The organism is Pseudomonas sp. LBUM1679, assembly GCF_059695565.1.
This window is the reverse complement of the sequence record NZ_CP166774.1, coordinates 2,642,487-2,658,973: the sequence shown is the minus strand read 5'-3', so window position 1 is coordinate 2,658,973 and position 16,487 is coordinate 2,642,487. Positions and strand designations below refer to the sequence as shown.

The 16,487-nt window shown below is 60.8% G+C and carries 14 protein-coding genes and 1 riboswitch; of the genes, 7 read left to right on the top strand and 7 right to left on the bottom strand.

The annotated features are described in order from the left end of the window. Positions 1-175 precede the first annotated feature (175 nt). On the bottom strand, positions 176-391 hold the full coding sequence (locus ACA062_RS12280) for a TOBE domain-containing protein (RefSeq protein ID WP_059404251.1): 216 nt from the start codon (positions 389-391) through the stop codon (positions 176-178). Between the two features lie 225 nt (positions 392-616). Here ACA062_RS12280 and ACA062_RS12275 point away from each other — a divergent pair, with 225 nt between their 5' ends. Both ACA062_RS12275 and ACA062_RS12270 read left to right on the top strand, forming a co-directional pair. Further along, on the top strand, positions 617-1,591 hold the full coding sequence (locus tag ACA062_RS12275; RefSeq protein ID WP_497456597.1) for an aliphatic sulfonate ABC transporter substrate-binding protein: 975 nt from the start codon (positions 617-619) through the stop codon (positions 1,589-1,591). Between the two features lie 330 nt (positions 1,592-1,921). After that, a complete protein-coding gene (locus ACA062_RS12270) occupies positions 1,922-4,102 on the top strand; it encodes a TonB-dependent siderophore receptor (protein ID WP_497456596.1) in 2,181 nt (726 codons plus the stop codon). 367 nt (positions 4,103-4,469) lie between these two features. Here the strand turns inward: ACA062_RS12270 and ACA062_RS12265 are convergent, their stop codons facing one another. Next, entirely contained in the window at positions 4,470-5,393 is a 924-nt protein-coding gene (locus ACA062_RS12265; RefSeq protein WP_497456595.1) for an alpha/beta fold hydrolase, read from the bottom strand. Positions 5,394-5,785: 392 nt separating this feature from the next. After that, positions 5,786-5,981: riboswitch (cobalamin riboswitch) on the top strand. Positions 5,982-6,123: 142 nt separating this feature from the next. On the opposite strand from ACA062_RS12265, the gene ACA062_RS12260 reads away from it, so the two are divergent. The 4 genes from ACA062_RS12260 to ACA062_RS12245 all read left to right on the top strand — a co-directional run bounded on the left by ACA062_RS12260 (position 6,124) and on the right by ACA062_RS12245 (position 9,590). After that, the gene (locus ACA062_RS12260) at positions 6,124-7,137 is read left to right on the top strand and encodes an ABC transporter substrate-binding protein (protein ID WP_497456594.1); all 1,014 of its coding nucleotides are present in this window, start codon (positions 6,124-6,126) and stop codon (positions 7,135-7,137) included. Continuing rightward, a complete protein-coding gene (locus ACA062_RS12255) occupies positions 7,134-8,150 on the top strand; it encodes a FecCD family ABC transporter permease (RefSeq protein WP_497456593.1) in 1,017 nt (338 codons plus the stop codon). The genes ACA062_RS12260 and ACA062_RS12255 overlap by 4 nt, the downstream gene beginning before the upstream one ends. Then, a complete protein-coding gene (locus tag ACA062_RS12250; RefSeq protein ID WP_497456592.1) occupies positions 8,147-8,938 on the top strand; it encodes an ABC transporter ATP-binding protein in 792 nt (263 codons plus the stop codon). Before ACA062_RS12255 ends, ACA062_RS12250 begins: the two co-directional genes overlap by 4 nt. A gap of 271 nt (positions 8,939-9,209) precedes the next feature. Then, a complete protein-coding gene (locus tag ACA062_RS12245; RefSeq protein WP_497456591.1) occupies positions 9,210-9,590 on the top strand; it encodes a RidA family protein in 381 nt (126 codons plus the stop codon). A gap of 33 nt (positions 9,591-9,623) precedes the next feature. On the opposite strand, the gene ACA062_RS12240 is transcribed toward ACA062_RS12245, so the two are convergent. The 5 genes from ACA062_RS12240 to ACA062_RS12220 all read right to left on the bottom strand — a co-directional run bounded on the left by ACA062_RS12240 (position 9,624) and on the right by ACA062_RS12220 (position 14,303). Beyond that, positions 9,624-10,733: a quaternary amine ABC transporter ATP-binding protein gene (locus ACA062_RS12240; protein ID WP_497456590.1), complete on the bottom strand. Its 1,110-nt coding sequence runs from the start codon at positions 10,731-10,733 to the stop codon at positions 9,624-9,626. Continuing rightward, positions 10,723-11,586, bottom strand: coding sequence for an ABC transporter permease (locus ACA062_RS12235; protein ID WP_371916790.1), 864 nt, complete (start codon positions 11,584-11,586; stop codon positions 10,723-10,725). The genes ACA062_RS12240 and ACA062_RS12235 overlap by 11 nt, the downstream gene beginning before the upstream one ends. A 151-nt stretch (positions 11,587-11,737) precedes the next feature. Then, positions 11,738-12,739: an ABC transporter substrate-binding protein gene (locus ACA062_RS12230; protein ID WP_497456589.1), complete on the bottom strand. Its 1,002-nt coding sequence runs from the start codon at positions 12,737-12,739 to the stop codon at positions 11,738-11,740. A 41-nt stretch (positions 12,740-12,780) separates the two neighbouring features. Beyond that, a complete protein-coding gene (locus ACA062_RS12225) occupies positions 12,781-13,620 on the bottom strand; it encodes a pyrroline-5-carboxylate reductase family protein (RefSeq protein WP_497456588.1) in 840 nt (279 codons plus the stop codon). Positions 13,621-13,652: 32 nt separating this feature from the next. Then, positions 13,653-14,303, bottom strand: a complete 651-nt coding sequence (locus ACA062_RS12220; RefSeq protein ID WP_128870362.1) for a TetR/AcrR family transcriptional regulator — start codon at positions 14,301-14,303, stop codon at positions 13,653-13,655. 136 nt (positions 14,304-14,439) lie between these two features. On the opposite strand from ACA062_RS12220, the gene ACA062_RS12215 reads away from it, so the two are divergent. Further along, positions 14,440-16,476, top strand: coding sequence for an oxidoreductase (locus ACA062_RS12215; protein ID WP_497456587.1), 2,037 nt, complete (start codon positions 14,440-14,442; stop codon positions 16,474-16,476). Positions 16,477-16,487 lie beyond the last annotated feature (11 nt).

Here is a 16,487-nt window from a genome sequence, read left to right as displayed (position 1 = left end):
CCAGAAAACAATTTCGATTATATTAGAGGTCAATAATTATGAAAGAATCATATAATTATAAGGTTATGCCGGTTGCGTCGGACGGTGTTGAACGGCTTCGATACCTGCCCGACCAATGGGGGCAAAGAAGATCGAAGCCGCGGGTCTTGAGATTCAAGGCTTGTGGCCGGCCCGGTCAGAGTTTGGCGATCGAGACCTCGGTGGATTTGACGAAGGCAATGACCTCGCTGCCGATCTTCAATTCAAGGTCACGCACCGAGCGGGTGGTGATCACTGAGGTGACGATGCCCGAGGCGGTTTGCACATCGATTTCGGAGACCACTTCGCCTTCCACTATTTCCTTGATGACGCCCTTGAACTGGTTCCGTACGTTGATCGCTTTGATGGTCATGGTGAGGCTTCCTGTCTGGTGTTGGGCATATTCGCACTGATGTGCAGGCCTTTAAGGTGCACCTCTTGAGACAACATTAAAAGGAATAAATAACGATTTATTTATACCCCAAAGGAATATGCAAAACCGCTAAGCTAATGCTAAAAAATTATTTATAAAAATGTTTTTAGAACAATATGCTTCATGGCAGATAGCCCTTCTCCCTTGCTTAATGTCGAGCGTGCCATGTCGAAATCCACCAAAAACCCCGAAGCGAAATTCCGTCGTCCGCTACTGACCGGCCTGGCCGTGGCGCTGGCTCTGTCCTTCGCCCTCCCGGCCCAGGCCCGGGAAACGGTGCGCATCGGTTACCAGAAGTCATCGACACTGATCACGCTGTTGAAAACCCAAGGCACCCTGGAAAAAACCCTCGGGCAGAACAACATCGATGTGAGCTGGCATGAGTTTTCCAGTGGCTTGCCACTGCTGGAGGCGCTGAATGTCGGCAATGTCGACATCAGTGCCGACGTGGCCGACACCGTGCCGATTTTCGCCCAGGCCGCGCAGGCCAAGCTGACCTACTTCGCCCAGGAAGCGCCCTCGCCTTCAGCCCAGGCCATCGTCGTGCGCAAGGATTCGCCGCTGCAACAGCTATCGGATTTGAAAGGCAAGAAAGTCGCGGTCACCAAGGCCGCCGGCTCCCACTATTTGCTGATCGCTGCCCTGAAAAAAGCCGGCCTGCAATTCTCCGACATCGAGCCGGCCTACCTGTCGCCCGCCGATGGCCGCGCGGCTTTCGAGAACAACAAGGTCGACGCGTGGGTCACCTGGGAACCCTTCCTCACCAGCGCACAACGTCAACTGCCGACTCGCACCCTGGCTGATGGCGCAGGTCTGGCCAGTTACAAACGCTATTACCTGACCAGCACCCCCTACGCCAAGGCGCATCCCGAGGTGCTCAAGCTGGTGTACGAGCAACTGCACAAGACCGGCGAATGGGTGAAAACCAACCCCGGTGCAGCGGCGAAAATACTCAGCCCGTTGTGGGGCAATCTGGATGTGGCGACCGTCGAGACCGCCAACACCCATCGCAGCTATCAGGTACAGCCGGTGAAAGGTGATCAGTTGGGTGAGCAGCAGAAAATCGCCGATGCGTTTTTTGCCGCGGGGTTGTTGCCCAAGGCGGTGGATGCGAAGGATGTCGAGATCTGGAAGCCTTAGGATAATTACCGATTCTTACTAGCAAAAAAAAAGCGGAAACCCATTAATTGATTTCCGCTTTTTTGCACCTTGTACCTGGCCAGCTGCTCTTTACCGCCTATCCGGATCGATAACGCCAGACGCGACAACGTACTCTTGTATGATGGCTCGCTTCAAGAGTGGGCCGCGGATTCAGACTTGCCAGTAACCACCGGAGCAATTCCGGCCTGACGCCCTCCAGGCACACATCGCTTTTTCCTGTTTCAACAGCACGGCTCTGTCCTGGAGCGCGCCCGGGTGCCTGTGCCCGGTGTTCGCCTGGCCCGTGATCGCAATCGTCGAGGAGTATTCATGGATAGGCTTTACCGGACGTCCCGCGAGGGAGTGTCCGCACCACGGTTCACGCTCAATCTACTGGCCCTGGGCCTGCTGCTGCCCCATACCGCGCAGGCCGCCGAAACCGAACTGCCGGCGGTGACCGTGACGGGCGAAGACACCTCCGGCTACCAGGCCCATAGCGCCTCGGTCGGCGGTTTCGACGCGACGCCATTGCTTGATACGCCGGCCTCGATTTCAGTGGTCACCGAAGCCTTGATCAAGGATCGGCAGGCCCGCCTGCTCAGCGAAGTCCTGAAGAACGATGCCTCGGTGGGTGAGAGCTACGCGCCGGTCGGCTACTACGAAAACTTCGTCGTGCGTGGCTTTTCGCTCAACTCCGCCAGCAGCTACAAGATCAACGGCCGCACCATCACCGGCGAGCAGAACGTCGGCCTGGAAAACAAACAACAGGTGGAATTGCTCAAAGGGCTTTCCGGCTTGCAGAGCGGCGTCAGCGAGCCCGGCGGGCTGGTCAACTACGTGACCAAGCGGCCGGCCGATGTGCGTTCGGTCACTGTCTCCACGGACGACCGTGGCAGCGGCTACCTGGCCACAGACGTGGGCGGATTCTTCGGCAATGAACAGCAGTTCGGGTTACGCGCCAACGTGGCCCATGAAGCGCTGCATTCCTATGTCGAACACACTGATGGCCAGCGCGACTTCGCCTCCCTGGCCTTCGACTGGAACATCAGCCCCGATGCCCTGCTGCAACTGGATGCCGAGTACCAGACCAGGGAACAGCGCTCGGCACCGGGCTATCAATTGCTTGGCGGCACCCGCCTGCCACACCACGCCTCGCCGAAAAAACTGCTGGCCCATCAGAGCGGCTCGAAACCCGTCACCACTGATGCGCTGAACCTCAATGGCAACTTCGAGTATCGCTTCAGCGACACCTGGAAAGGCAATATCAGCGCCTCGCGCAGCCGGGTGGTGATCGATGACTACAGCTCGTTCGCCTGGGGTTGCTACGGTTCCGCCAGTTGCGCCAGCGCCGCGGTGCCCAATTACTTCAGCCCCGAGGGCGACTACGACATCTACGACTTCCGCAGCCCTGACGATACCCGCCGCAATGACGAGGTACAGGCGGCCTTCACTGGCGCCTTCGACACCGCTGGCCTCGGTCACGAACTGAGCGTAGGCACCAGCGCGTTTCGCCGCGTGGTGGATAAACGCGACATCATCAACGTGATGATCGGCAGCGCCAATATCGGTAGCGAACCCGCAGATTTCGCACGCTACGACGGTCCGCTCAACGACGCCTATCGACGCCTGGACAGCCGCCAGTACGGGCTGTTCTTCAATGACCGGATCAGCTTCAACGAACAATGGCAGACCGTGCTCGGCGGGCGCGAAGTGCGCCTGGATGAAGAGACCTTCGACAGCCAGGGCGAGACCACCCGGCACACCCAACGCTATGTGTTCCTGCCCCAGGCCGCGCTGATCTACAAGCCGCTGCACAACCTGGCGCTGTACACCCGCTACAGCAAGGGCCTGTCCCTGGGTGGCGAAGCGGCGTGGTTCACCACCAACGCCTTTGAAATCCTCGCGCCAACCGTGTCCCGGCAGATCGAGGCGGGTATCAAGTACGACTGGCAGCGCATCAGCCTGGCCGCGGCGCTGTTCCAGATCCGCCAGGCATACCAGTACTCCCGGCCCAATGACGACGGCACCTTCACTTTCACCCAGCAGGGCGAACAGAAGAACACCGGCCTGGAACTCTCGGCCAATGGCTGGGCCAGCCAGCGCCTGCAGATCGCCGCCAGTGTCGCGGCGATCCGCGCCCGGGTCAGCGACAGCGGCACGCCGGCCTATGAAGGTCATCAGGCAATCAATGTGCCGACGCTGCGCGCCAGCCTCCAGGGCGACTACGCCCTGCCCGGGTTCGATGGCCTGGGCCTGCTCGGCGGGGTGCAATACAGCGCCAGCAAATATGCCAATCGCCAAGGCGGGGTAGAGACCGGTGCCTACGCCATTTTCAATCTCGGCAGCCGCTACAGCACCCGCATCGACGGTTACGACACGGTGTTCCGCCTGACCGTGGACAACCTGTTCGACAAGCGATACTGGCGTGATGCCGGCGAATACATGGGCGACGGCTACCTGTTCCAGGGCGCGCCCCTGACGGCCCGGTTGAGCGCCTCGATCAACTTCTGATGGTTGCGCCACTTATCGTTTCAGTCGAGGAACCTGCCTTGCCCGATCTGGTTGCAGGGCGTCTTCGCCCTGCTGCAAGGTCACGGTTGGTGGCGCTGGAGCCAGGGCGGCCTGATCCATGGCAAGGTGCGGGTGGCGCGGCTCCGCGTCCGCTGGAAGAGGTTTGTCGGGTGCTCTGAGAAAGCCCTTATTACTCCGGGGGCGGCCAACCGACTGGCCTGATATTCAGGTGCACGCGTATTCCCCCCTGTAGGAGCTGGCTTGCCAGCGAAGGCGGTGTGTCAGTCGATATATGTATTGGCTGATAGACCGCTTTCGCTGGCAAGCCAGCTCCTACAGGGGAATGTGTGCCAGGCGGGTATTGGCCTCAGCCTCTCACTGCTGCTGCCGCTCCTATCGCTGCCTTCTCCATGCAGTACGGCATCGCTGATGAACCATTGCCCATCACCTGACCCCGCGTCGCCGACCCTGGCTGCAAAAAACCGAGCAAGGCCTGCCGGGTTTCCTGCCAGGCTGCCGGGTGTTCCATATCGAGGAAGTGCCCGGCGTTCGCGACGGTATGGAACCGGGACTGAGGGGCATGTTTGACGAACAGCCGGGCGTCTTGCGCCGAGGTGTATTCATCCCATTCGCCGTTGACAAACAGCAGCGGGATTTCGATCGCATCGGCACAGGCGACGTAGCAGTGGGTGTCCTGGGTCAGCACCTCATGCACATGGAAGTGCATCTGCCGGTATTCGTGCTCCGCCAGGCTGCTGACATGGCGGTGATTAAAGCGTTTGAACAGCGATGGCAGGTGCTTGCCAATCGTCCCGTTGATCAAGCGCCCGACATTGAGACGATCGCAGGCCTGGAGACAGTGCAGGCCGCGCTCCAGGTAATCGCGCATCGGCGTATTGATCCGCGCGGCGAATGAACTGATGACCGCCCTCTCGATTCGTCGCGGCCGCTGGGCCAGCGCCAACAAAGTCGCCGCACCGCCCCAGGAAAATGACAGCACATGCTGCGCACCGAAGTGTTCGATCAATTCCAGCAGTATCGCTGCCTCGTCTTCCTTGCGGATCGGATCGCCGTGGAGGTTGTGTCGTTTCGACTGACCGGCATAGGGCTGGTCGTAGAGGACCACATTGAAGTGCGGCTGCAGGTAACGCACCGTCTGCGCAAAGGACGCGGTTGTCGCCAGCGAGCCGTTGACCAGAATGATGGTCTTGTCAGCGGCGGCGTTGAGATAGTGTTCGGTATAAATCTTGTACTTATCGCAAATCTCGACGATGGCGGTGTTCGGCATCATGTCATTTTCTTCCTTGAACCCGTTGGACTGAGCGCACAGCGTGAGGAATGCCCACAGGGCCATATCGCAGAAAGCAGTAGTGGTGGAACCGACAGCGAAGTGCCAGGTAAATACATTAAAAGCTCAAGGTGGTGTTCAAACGTCAACGCATAGACCTCCTGGGGTTTAACCTGGCATCACGGGCCAGCGGCGACAGCGGCGACAGCGCGAGCGTGTCACGCAGCGCCCTGTGACCGATGAGTCACTGACTGACCAGAGCTTCAGAGTTAAGCAGGGATTTCCCGGTCTGCAAGCATGTGCAGCGCTTTGGTGCTGATTTACCTTCAACGCGCACTTGCACCCTGGAATCGGCACACCAGAAAAAAATACTGGACCGTTGGCCGGCATGATCGACTACCATGCCGGCCGCCGGTTTCCACATGGGATTAATAGGGAATCCGAGATGCCCGACACGGCATCAATCGGAACTGCCCCCGCAACTGTAGGTGCTGAGCCTGCTCCTGAACTGCCACTGGGATCGCTTCCGGGAAGGCTGGAGCCAGGCGCCGACGCATCAGTCAGGAGACCTGCCGGCCAAGCAAATCACTAACCGGCGGGGTGTCCGGGAAGGACATCCTTGCGCCGTGCGTCACCTGTGGTGAGCGCTACGTCAGAGCTTTAACGCCAGCGTTCGATGATGTGTTTCCAGTCCGTACCCCTGCTCCGAGTACGGTCAACTGGAGATTGCGTCATGCTGCTGTCACGCCTTGCCACCCTCGTCACCGCCCTGGGTCTGTCCACCCTCGCCCATGCGGCCCCGACCCACTATCCCCTGACGGTCGAGAACTGCGGCAGCACCCTGACTTTCGCGCAGGCACCGAGCCGCGCCGTGACCATCGGCCAGGCCGGCACCGAAATGCTCTACGCCATGGGGCTTGCCCCCACGCTGGTCGGCACCTCGCTGTGGTTCAACGATGTGCTGGCCAAGTACAAGACAGAGAACGACCGAATCCAACGCCTGGCCGATAACGAGCCGAGTTTCGAGGCGGTGATCGGCCAACGCCCGCAACTGGTGGCCGTGGAACTGGAGTGGATGGTCGGCCCGCAAGGCGTGGTCGGTACCCGCGAGCAGTTTCACGAACTGCAGATCCCGACCTACCTGATGCCCTCCGACTGCGAAGCCAAGGACAATCTGGTCGGCGCCGACGGCACACGGCTGGAGGCGTTTCGCATCGACAGCATTTACAAGAGCATCAGCCAATTGGCCGAGATCTTCGATGTGCAGGAACGTGGCCGGCAGTTGAACGACGAACTCAAGGCCAGTCTGGCGAAGTCGGTCGCCACGGTGCAGGACAAGGACCTGGAGCACACCAGTGCGCTGTTCTGGTTCTCCAGTGCCAGTCTGGATATCGACCCTTATGTCGCCGGACACAAGGGCATTCCCGACTTCATGCTCAACACCCTGGGCGTGCGTAACGTGGTGCAATCCGACGAAGAATGGCCGACCGTTGGCTGGGAAACCATCGCCAAGGCCAACCCGACTTTCCTGGTCATCGCACGAATGGATCGCCGGCGCTTCCCCGCTGACGACCACCTCAAGAAACTGGCATTCCTGCGCAGCGACCCGGTGACCCGCAACATGGACGCGGTGAAAAACAACCGCATCATCATCCTCGACGCCATGGCCATGCAGGCCAGCGTCAGAATGTTCGACGGTCTGGCCACCCTGGCATCAGCCATCGACGGCTATGACCTGCCAAAATGACCAGGACGCTGATTCGCACAGTGCTGGCCGTTGTGACCCTGCTGCTGGCCGTCATTGCCGGTGTGGCCATCGGTGAAACGCCCATCGCTCCGGGTGTGGTGTTCCAGGTGCTGGCCAATAAACTGTGGGCTGCCGGTCATGTCCTCGACCCGATCGACGAAGGCATCGTCTGGAATTACCGCCTGACCCGCGCGCTGGTGGCGGCGGCCTGCGGTGCGGGTCTGGCCACTTGCGGGGTGATCCTGCAATCGCTGTTGCGCAACCCGCTGGCCGATCCCTACCTGCTCGGCATCTCCGCCGGCGCCTCGACGGGTGCGGTATTGGTGGCGTTGCTGGGCCTGGGGGCCGGGCTGATTTCGCTGTCGGTCGGCGCGTTTGCCGGGGCCGTTGCCGCCTTCGCCGTGGTGGTGTTGCTGGCCCGTGCCAGCGGTTCGCCCGGCGGCACCTCGCAGATCATCCTCGCGGGGATTGCCGGTTCGCAGCTATTCAATGCGCTCACGGCGTTTCTGATCACCCAATCGGCCAGTTCCGAACAGGCCCGGGGCATCATGTTCTGGTTGCTCGGCAACCTCAGCGGGGTGCGCTGGCCGTCGGTGTGGCTGGCCGTCCCGGTGGCAGTGGCCGGTCTTGTGGTTTGCCTGTGGCATCGGCGGGCGCTGGACGCCTTCACCTTTGGCGCCGACTCGGCCGCCTCGCTCGGCATCCCGGTACGCCGCGTGCAATTGCTGCTGATCAGCTGCGCCGCACTGGTGACGGCAGTGATGGTCTCGATTGTCGGCTCCATCGGGTTCGTCGGGCTGGTGATTCCCCATGCCGTGCGACTGCTGCTGGGCACCCGGCATGCGCGCCTGCTGCCGGCTAGTGCGCTGGGTGGTGCCCTGTTTCTGATCGCCGCCGATGTCCTGTCCCGGACATTGATCAAAGGCCAGGTGATCCCGGTCGGGGTCATCACGGCATTGGTCGGCGCTCCGGTGTTCGCATTGATCCTGATCGGCCGGAGGAATGCCCGATGAATGCCGTCACACCTGTTATCGGCGAATCCGTGCTGAGTTGTTCCGGCCTCGGTTTCCACGTCCGCGACGCTGAGTTGCTGCACGATATCCACCTGGACATCCGTCGTGGCGAGACCTTGGGCATCGTCGGGCCCAACGGTTCGGGAAAATCCACGCTGCTCAAACTGCTGGCCGGCGTGCGCACCCCGAGCCGGGGTGACATTCACCTCAACGGCCAGCGCCTCAAGGCACTCTCTCGGCGAACCATCGCGCAAACCCTGGCGGTGGTTGAGCAACAGGCCGACACGCTGGATGCCATCAACGTGTTTGATGCCGTCGCCCTGGGCCGGACGCCGTGGTTGTCGGCCTTGAGTCCGTGGTCGAACGAGGACGCTGCCATCGTCCAGCAGGCGCTGTGCGACGTCGATGCGGCGCACCTGAAAAACCGGACCTGGCACAGCCTGTCCGGCGGTGAACGCCAGCGTGTGCACATCGCTCGCGCCCTGGCCCAGCGCCCGCAGATCCTGTTGCTGGACGAACCGACCAATCACCTGGATATCCAGCACCAGCTCGCGATCCTGAACGTGGTACAGGCGCTTCCGGTGACGACATTGATCGCCCTGCATGACCTGAACCAGGCGCTGACCTGTGATCGCCTGGCGATACTGGAACGGGGGCGACTGGTGGCCCTCGGCAAGCCGCTGGAGGTGCTGACCCCGCAGCGCTTGCTGGATACGTTTGGTGTGCACGCGCATTACCTGATCGACCCATTCGACGGTGCGCGGATTCTGCGGCTTCGTTCTGTTTGACTCGCCCAACCATCCCCTTGTAGGAGCTGTCGAGCGAAGCGAGGCTGCGATCTTTTGATCTTGATCTTCTCAGCGATCTCGAAAAGATCAAGATCAAAAGATCGCAGCCTGCGGCAGCTCCTACATTGACCGCGTCCGGCGCCATTTCACGATGCCTTCGTGACGGCATACCATGATGTTTACGGTACAGTGGTCGAGGTAGAATCAACGGCCTTCGCCCTACACAAAGGCGCAAGACCGCCACCTCATCACCCCTCGACAAGAGCTCCCCATGGCAAACCACGACATCACCTTCATCCCCGACCCGGACGCGGACTCCATCTCCTCCGACGTCGCCGGTTTCGGCGGCCTGCTGGTCTCCACCCAGATCCCTACCCGTGCCGATGGCAGCCTGGAACTCGGCGGCATCGTCGAGCAAAGCGAGTGCACTCTGCAGGCACTGAAGATCGCGCTGGAGCGCGCCGGCAGCTCGATGGATCGGGTCCTGCACCTGACCATCTACCTCACCGACATGGCCGACCGCGCCGCCTTCAACGAGGTTTACCAGCGCTTCTTCGCCAAGCCCTGGCCGGTGCGCGCCGCCGTTGGCGTGGCCGCTTTGGCGGTGGAAGGCATGCGCGTGGAAGTCACCGCCATGGCAGCCAAGGGCTGACCGCGCACGGACTGTTTTGCTTTTCGCTGATAATCAGTCCTCTGTGAGCCGTGTCGCTTCCGGCACGGCTCTCGACTGAACCACCGGCGACGCCTCGCTAACCGTCGAGGTGACCATGGTCGCGATAATCGACTTCAGCGCCAACTGCCCCACAGGCTGCCCCCGTCCATCCGTGACCACCAGCTCATCGAGCCCCGCTTCAACCAGGCGCTGGACCGCCGACTCCAGGGAGGTGCCCATGGCGACTGCCAGTGTTGCGCCGGGCTTCACCCCGACAAACGGCCGCATGATGGCCTCGACGCTGATCACCCGCCCGCGGTTCACTTCCTTGACGAAGTTGGCAATGTAATCGTCGGCCGGACTCATGACGATCTCCTGCCGGGTGCCCTGCTGCACCACCTCGCCGTCACGCAGGATGGCGATGCGGTCGCCGATGCGCAGCGCTTCATCGAGATCATGGGTAATGAACACGATGGTCTTCCTGATCTCTTTTTGCAGGTCCAGCAGCACCGATTGCATGTCCATGCGGATCAGCGGATCAAGGGCCGAGAAGGCTTCATCCATCAGCAGGATCGGCGCGTCGCTGGCCAGTGCCCGGGCCAGGCCGACCCGCTGCTGCATGCCGCCGGACAGCTGATTGGGATAGTGACGCTCGTAGCCCTTGAGCCCCACCCGATCCAGCCAGCCCGTGGCTATCTCCACTTGCCTGCCACGGGGCAAGCCCTGGATCTCCAGGCCATAGACCGCGTTGTCGAGCACGGTCCGGTTCGGCAGCAACGCGAATTTCTGGAACACCATGGAAATTCTGTGGCGGCGAAATTCGCGCAGGTCGCTCTGGCTCATCTTGAGCACATCCACGCCGCCGACCATGACTTCACCGGCCGTGGGGTCGATCAAGCGGTTGATATGGCGGATCAAGGTCGATTTGCCCGAACCGGAAAGCCCCATGATCACCTGGATGCCCCCGGACGGCATGCTGATATTGATGTCCTTCAACCCCAGTACATGACTGTGATTGCGCAACAGTTCGGTCTTGCTCATCCCTTGCTTGACCCGTTCGATGCTGGCCTGCGCCTGGTGACCGAAGATCTTGTAGAGATGCCTGATTTCGATGCCGAAATCATTCGACAGGTCAGTGACCATGGACCACCTCCAGATGCTTTTGCAATCTTCTGCCGTAGGCTTGGCTGACGCGATCGAAGATCACCGCGATGCCGACGATGGCCAGGCCGTTGAACATGCCCAGGGTGAAGTATTGGTTGGAGATGGCCTTGAGCACCGGTTGCCCCAACCCCTGGACCCCGATCATCGAGGCAATGACCACCATCGCCAGGGCCATCATGATGGTCTGGTTGATGCCGGCCATGATCGATGGCAATGCCAATGGCAACTGGACGTTTTTCAGTTTCTGCCAACTGGACGAACCAAAGGCGTCGGCGCACTCCAGCATCTCGGCATCGACATGGCGGATACCGAGATTGGTCAGGCGGATCATCGGCGGCAAGGCGTACACCACCACCGCAATCAGCCCCGCGACCTTGCCGATGCCCAGCAACATCACCACCGGAATCAGGTAGACAAAACTCGGCAGGGTCTGCATCACGTCCAGTACCGGACTGACCAGGTTGCGCAGGCGATTGGAGCGCGCCATGGCTATGCCGGTCGGCAAGCCGATGACGATGGAAATGACGGTGCAGACGAAGATCATCGACAGCGTCTTCATCGTGTCGGACCACATGTCCAGGTACCCGATCGCCATCAGGGTGAACACGCAACCCAGGACGATTTTCCAACTGCGACTGGCGAACCAGGCAATCAAGGCGACCAGCACGATGATGATCGGCCATGGCGTCGTGGTCATGAATCTTTCGGACTGGTTGAGGAAAACCTGCAACGGCTGGAAAAAGGCTTCGAAGCTGTCGCCGTAGGTGCTGGTGAAGTTGCGAAAGGCCCCGTCGATGGCCTTTTTCAAAGCCCGGAGCCTTTCGTCCTCCATATGTGGAAAGCTGGTCAACCATTCCATCACATTCCCCTTTCGTAGAAGACCGTAAGAACGCTGGCAGGTCATTTCAATACATGGGTGTTTTTATTGTGGTCTGCGCAGGGTCGGTGCAGCCTGTCGCAACGGGCTGCATTGACCCGACGGATTAAAGCGCAGCCTTGATCTTGCCGCTCGCTTCAGGGGTGACCCACTGGCTCCAGAGCGCTTCATTGTTTTTCAGGAAGTACTTGGCGCCTTCCTCACCGGTGGCCTGGTTATCGCTCATCCAGGCAATCAGTTTGTTCACCGTTTCGTTGGACCAGGCGCGCTTGTTGAGGTACGCCATGACCGTTGGCGAGCGCGCGGCGAAGGATTTGGTGGTCAAGGTGAAGACCCGGTCGATCGGCCAGCCATTGGGTTTTGGGTCAGGACAGTCGGCGACCGTGTTGCACCGTTTCCACTCCGCCGGATCGACCGCGTGGCCATTGTCCAGCTTGACCATCGGGTACTTGCCCAACAGGGCGGTGGGTGCCCAATAGAAACCCAGCCAGGGCGCCTTGCGCTCGTAGGCTTTGGCAATGGAACCGTCCAGCGCCGCCGCCGAACCGGTATCCACCAGGACAAACCCGGCCTTCTCGAAGCCGTAGGCCTTGTAGAACTGCGCGGTGACCACCGTGCCGCCCCACCCTTGCGGGCCATTATAGATCGCGCCTTTTTTCCGGTCGTCCGGGGCCGGAAACAGTTCAGGGTGCTTCTTCACATCATCGAAACTCTTGATGTCCGGATGGGCGTCGGCGATGTATTTCGGAATCCACCACCCTTGGGAACCGCCATCGGACAACGAACTCGCCGCCTGAATCAGGTTACCGCTTTGAATACCCGTCCTGGCCACCTCCGGCACCAGGTCGATCCAGCCTTCGGGAGCGATATCGGGCCGGCCCTTCTCGACCATCGAGGTGATGGTCGGAACCGTATCCCCCGAGACCAGATCGGCATTGCAACCGTAGCCCGCATTGAGGATCAGCTTGTCGACGTTGGCCATCACTTCAGCCGATTGCCAGTTCATGTTGGCGATGGTCACATCACCACACTCGGACGCTGCCACCCAGCCACTGCATGCGACGATTGCCAGTGCAAGTCCCGTCTTCGAGAAAGACTTTACATTCATAAACGCTACCCTCGATTGCGGCCAGAGTTAAGAAGGGTCAACTACCGCGTCATTGGACCTTCTTTGGTGTCAGCAGAACGGGCAAACGGATTCATGGAACTGGCGACCGAGGTCGCCGCCTCCAGGCCTGCTTTTATGGTTGTATCGAAGCCGCCGGCGATCATGGCTTCAAGGCCCGCCGCCGTGACGCCGCGGTAACCGATGAGCGCCTGCAAGAGTTCGTCGACCGAGTGTCCGTTGCCGATCAGTTGACTGGCATCGACTACCACTGCATGCACTGCGCGTTGGGCAACGTCAGGCGGCAAGCCACTGTTCACGGCATGTTCGAACAGGCTGCGAGCCAGCAACGCCGGGTAGGCGGGCCCGGTTCCCACCAGTGCGGTCAGGTAATTCAAATGGTTTTCGCTGAACACTTCATCGGCACTGCCGAAGGTTTCGAACAGGCGCTGGGCGAAGGTTTTCTGCTCATCGCTGACCTGCTGCGTGACCAGCCACGGCGTATAGGACTTGCCGATTTCCGCGGCGGCATTAGGCATGGCGCGTATCACCTGGCGACTGCCGGTGCGCTGCGCTACTTCTTCCAAAGGCACGCCGGCCATCAAGGAAATCACCAAGCGGTTTTCAGCGAAAATCTGCAGGTCGGCAAACTGCTCGGGGCGTACGGACAGGATGACCACATCACACCGCTGCACCAGCTGCTGGTTGTCGCGCGTAACCGTCACCCGCGACCACCTGGCATCCGGTAACGGGTTACCGGCACTGCGGTTCGACAGCACCAACGCGCCGGGATCAATGAAAGCCTTGTCGAGCATAGCCAGGGCTATCGAGCGGCCAAGCCATCCCGATCCACCGATAATGCCTATCGTGGGCGCTTCGAACATAGGAACCTGCCTTCGTCAGTCTGAAGTCGCGGTCAGTCAGGGGACACATCGTCCATCACATACCCATGGCGGGAGTAGAAGCGTTTCAATTCGCGCTCCAGGGGTTCCTGGCCAGTGAATATCTTCACGTACTCGGGTATCCGCCGCATTCGCTCCCCGACATCCTCCCGGGTGTTGGTGCTGATGTAGCCAATCTGTGTCAGGTAAATCGTGCGTGCGCGCACATCGGCGGCCTCGAATGCATAGTCGAAACGCACGAACATCCGGATCAATGCTTCGCGCCGGGCAATGTCGGCGACCCGGATATGTTCGGCCACTTCAGCGGACTGCAAAGCCCAGCTGCGCATGGCAAATTCGAACTGCGAGTCGAACAGGTCCGGGTTCAGCCAACAGTCGAAAACGTTGAGCATCGCCTCGGCAATGCTCTCGGCATAACACTCGGTCTGGGCGATCAGGTTGCCGGTGTTCTTCACCCGCCACCGCTCGATCAAGGCGCCGAGCAGCTCTTCACGATCCTTGAAAAACCAGTAGAAACTGGTTCTCGACAGCCCCAGCTTTTTCGCCAGCGGCATCACCCGCACCGTGTCGACACCGCACTCGGTCAGGCTTTCATACGCTGCATCGAGCCACCCTTCCAGGGACCCTCTCCAGCCGGTTTCCACTGCTTTGGTTTGTGCGTTCATGGCTCGATCCTAGTCGCTCATCCGAGGTCGCGCAAGCAAAATGTACACCTATGTCCAGCTTGTTGACACAGGTGTACATTTCACCCTAACGTAATTTCACCCCTGATCCGATGCCCTCTTCCGGAGAGTCTTGACGATGCTGAACGATCCGCTCCTCCAGCCCTATCAGTTGAAGCACCTGACGCTCAGAAATCGCATCATGACCACCGCCCATGAGCCGGCCTATCCGGTGGATGGCATGCCCAAGGACCTCTATCGCGCCTACCACGTGGAACGGGCGAAGGCCGGCGTGGCCCTGACCATGACCGCCGGGTCCGCGGCGGTTTCCCGGGACAGCCCACCGGTGTTCAACAACATCCTGGCCTACAAGGACGAGGTGGTCGGCTGGATGCGCGATCTGACCGACGCCTGCCACGAGCATGGCGCCGCGGTGATGATCCAGTTGACCCACCTGGGCCGGCGCACGCGCTGGGACAAGGGCGACTGGCTGCCCGTGGTCTCACCGTCATTCGAGCGCGAGGCCTCCCACCGCTCCTTCCCGAAAAAGATGGAAGACTGGGATGTGGAACGCATCATCAAAGACTATGCCGACGCCGCCGAGCGCATGAAGTTTGCCGGCCTGGACGGCATCGAACTGCAAGCCTACGGGCATCTGATGGACCAGTTCTGGTCGCCGCTGACCAACGACCTCGAGGCCCCCTATGGCGGCTCCATCGACAATCGGTTGCGCTTTACCTTCGACATCCTCAGCGCCATTCGCCAGCGCGTCGGCCATGAGTTCATTGTCGGCGTGCGTTATACCGGCGACGAGCAACTGCCCGGCGGGTTGACCGCGGCCGATGGCCTGGACATCTCCCGGCGCCTGAAGGACAGCGGCATGGTCGACTTTCTCAACGTCGTGCGCGGCCATATCGACACCGACGCCGGCCTGACCGACCTGATCCCGATCCAGGGCATGCGCAACTCGCCGCACCTGGACTTCGCCGGAGAGATTCGCGCCGCCACCGACTTCCCCACCTTCCATGCGGCGAAGATCCCGGATGTGGCCACGGCCCGCCATGCCATCGCCTCGGGCAAGATCGACATGGTCGGGATGACCCGCGCGCACATGACCGATCCGCATATCGTGCGCAAGATCATCGAGGGTCGCGAAGAGGATATTCGCCCCTGCGTCGGCGCCAATTATTGTCTGGACCGGATCTATCAGGGCGGTGCCGCCTATTGCATCCACAACCCGGCTACCGGCCGTGAAACCAGCATGCCCCATGACATCCCCAAGGCCCCGGGCAAACGCAAGATCGTGATTGTCGGTGCCGGGGTCGCCGGGCTGGAAGCGGCGCGGGTGGCCGCCGAACGCGGCCACGAAGTAGTGGTGTTCGAAGCCGCCAACCAGGCCGGCGGCCAGGTGCGGCTCACGGCGCAATCGGAGCGCCGGCGGGAAATGATCAGCATCGTCGAGTGGCGCATGGCCCAGTGCCTGGCGCGTGGGGTCAGCTTTCGCTTCAACACCTGGGCCGAGGCCGCCACCGTCCACGACGAGAACCCGGACGTGGTGATCATCGCCACCGGCGGCCTGCCCCACACCGAGATTCTCAGCGCCGGCAATGAGCTGGTGGTCTCGACCTGGGACATAATCTCCGGGGATGTGAAACCGGGGCGCAACGTCCTGCTGTTCGACGACGCAGGTGATCATGCCGCCCTGCAAGCCGCCGAGTTCATCGCCAAATCTGGGGCAAAAATCGAAATCATGACCCCGGACCGGACCTTTGCCCCGGAAGTCATGGCGATGAACCTGGTGCCCTACATGCGCTCGCTGCAAGCCCTGGACACCACCTTCACCGTCACCTTTCGCCTGCTCGCCGTCGAACGCGAAGGCGCGGAGTTGCTGGCGACCATCGACAGCGACTACGGCAGTGCACGCAAGGTGCGACGGGTCGATCAAGTGGTGATCAACCACGGAACCCGACCGCTGGACGAACTGTATTTCGAGTTGAAACCCGCTTCCAGCAATGCCGGCGTGGTTGAACATCAGGACCTGATCGTCGGCAACCCGCAGCAGGTAGTGACCAACCCGCAAGGCCGATTCCAACTGTTTCGCATTGGCGATGCGGTGGCCGCGCGCAATACCCACGCCGCGATCTACGATGCCTTGCGACTGGTCAAGGATTTGTAGGCGAACCCATT

Coding starts and splice junctions, on each gene's coding strand:
- ACA062_RS12280 (WP_059404251.1), bottom strand. CDS start 391: ATGACCATCAAAGCGATCAACGTACGGAACCAGTTCAAGGGCGTCATC.
- ACA062_RS12275 (WP_497456597.1), top strand. CDS start 617: ATGTCGAAATCCACCAAAAACCCCGAAGCGAAATTCCGTCGTCCGCTA.
- ACA062_RS12270 (WP_497456596.1), top strand. CDS start 1,922: ATGGATAGGCTTTACCGGACGTCCCGCGAGGGAGTGTCCGCACCACGG.
- ACA062_RS12265 (WP_497456595.1), bottom strand. CDS start 5,393: ATGATGCCGAACACCGCCATCGTCGAGATTTGCGATAAGTACAAGATT.
- ACA062_RS12260 (WP_497456594.1), top strand. CDS start 6,124: ATGCTGCTGTCACGCCTTGCCACCCTCGTCACCGCCCTGGGTCTGTCC.
- ACA062_RS12255 (WP_497456593.1), top strand. CDS start 7,134: ATGACCAGGACGCTGATTCGCACAGTGCTGGCCGTTGTGACCCTGCTG.
- ACA062_RS12250 (WP_497456592.1), top strand. CDS start 8,147: ATGAATGCCGTCACACCTGTTATCGGCGAATCCGTGCTGAGTTGTTCC.
- ACA062_RS12245 (WP_497456591.1), top strand. CDS start 9,210: ATGGCAAACCACGACATCACCTTCATCCCCGACCCGGACGCGGACTCC.
- ACA062_RS12240 (WP_497456590.1), bottom strand. CDS start 10,733: ATGGTCACTGACCTGTCGAATGATTTCGGCATCGAAATCAGGCATCTC.
- ACA062_RS12235 (WP_371916790.1), bottom strand. CDS start 11,586: ATGGAGGACGAAAGGCTCCGGGCTTTGAAAAAGGCCATCGACGGGGCC.
- ACA062_RS12230 (WP_497456589.1), bottom strand. CDS start 12,739: ATGAATGTAAAGTCTTTCTCGAAGACGGGACTTGCACTGGCAATCGTC.
- ACA062_RS12225 (WP_497456588.1), bottom strand. CDS start 13,620: ATGTTCGAAGCGCCCACGATAGGCATTATCGGTGGATCGGGATGGCTT.
- ACA062_RS12220 (WP_128870362.1), bottom strand. CDS start 14,303: ATGAACGCACAAACCAAAGCAGTGGAAACCGGCTGGAGAGGGTCCCTG.
- ACA062_RS12215 (WP_497456587.1), top strand. CDS start 14,440: ATGCTGAACGATCCGCTCCTCCAGCCCTATCAGTTGAAGCACCTGACG.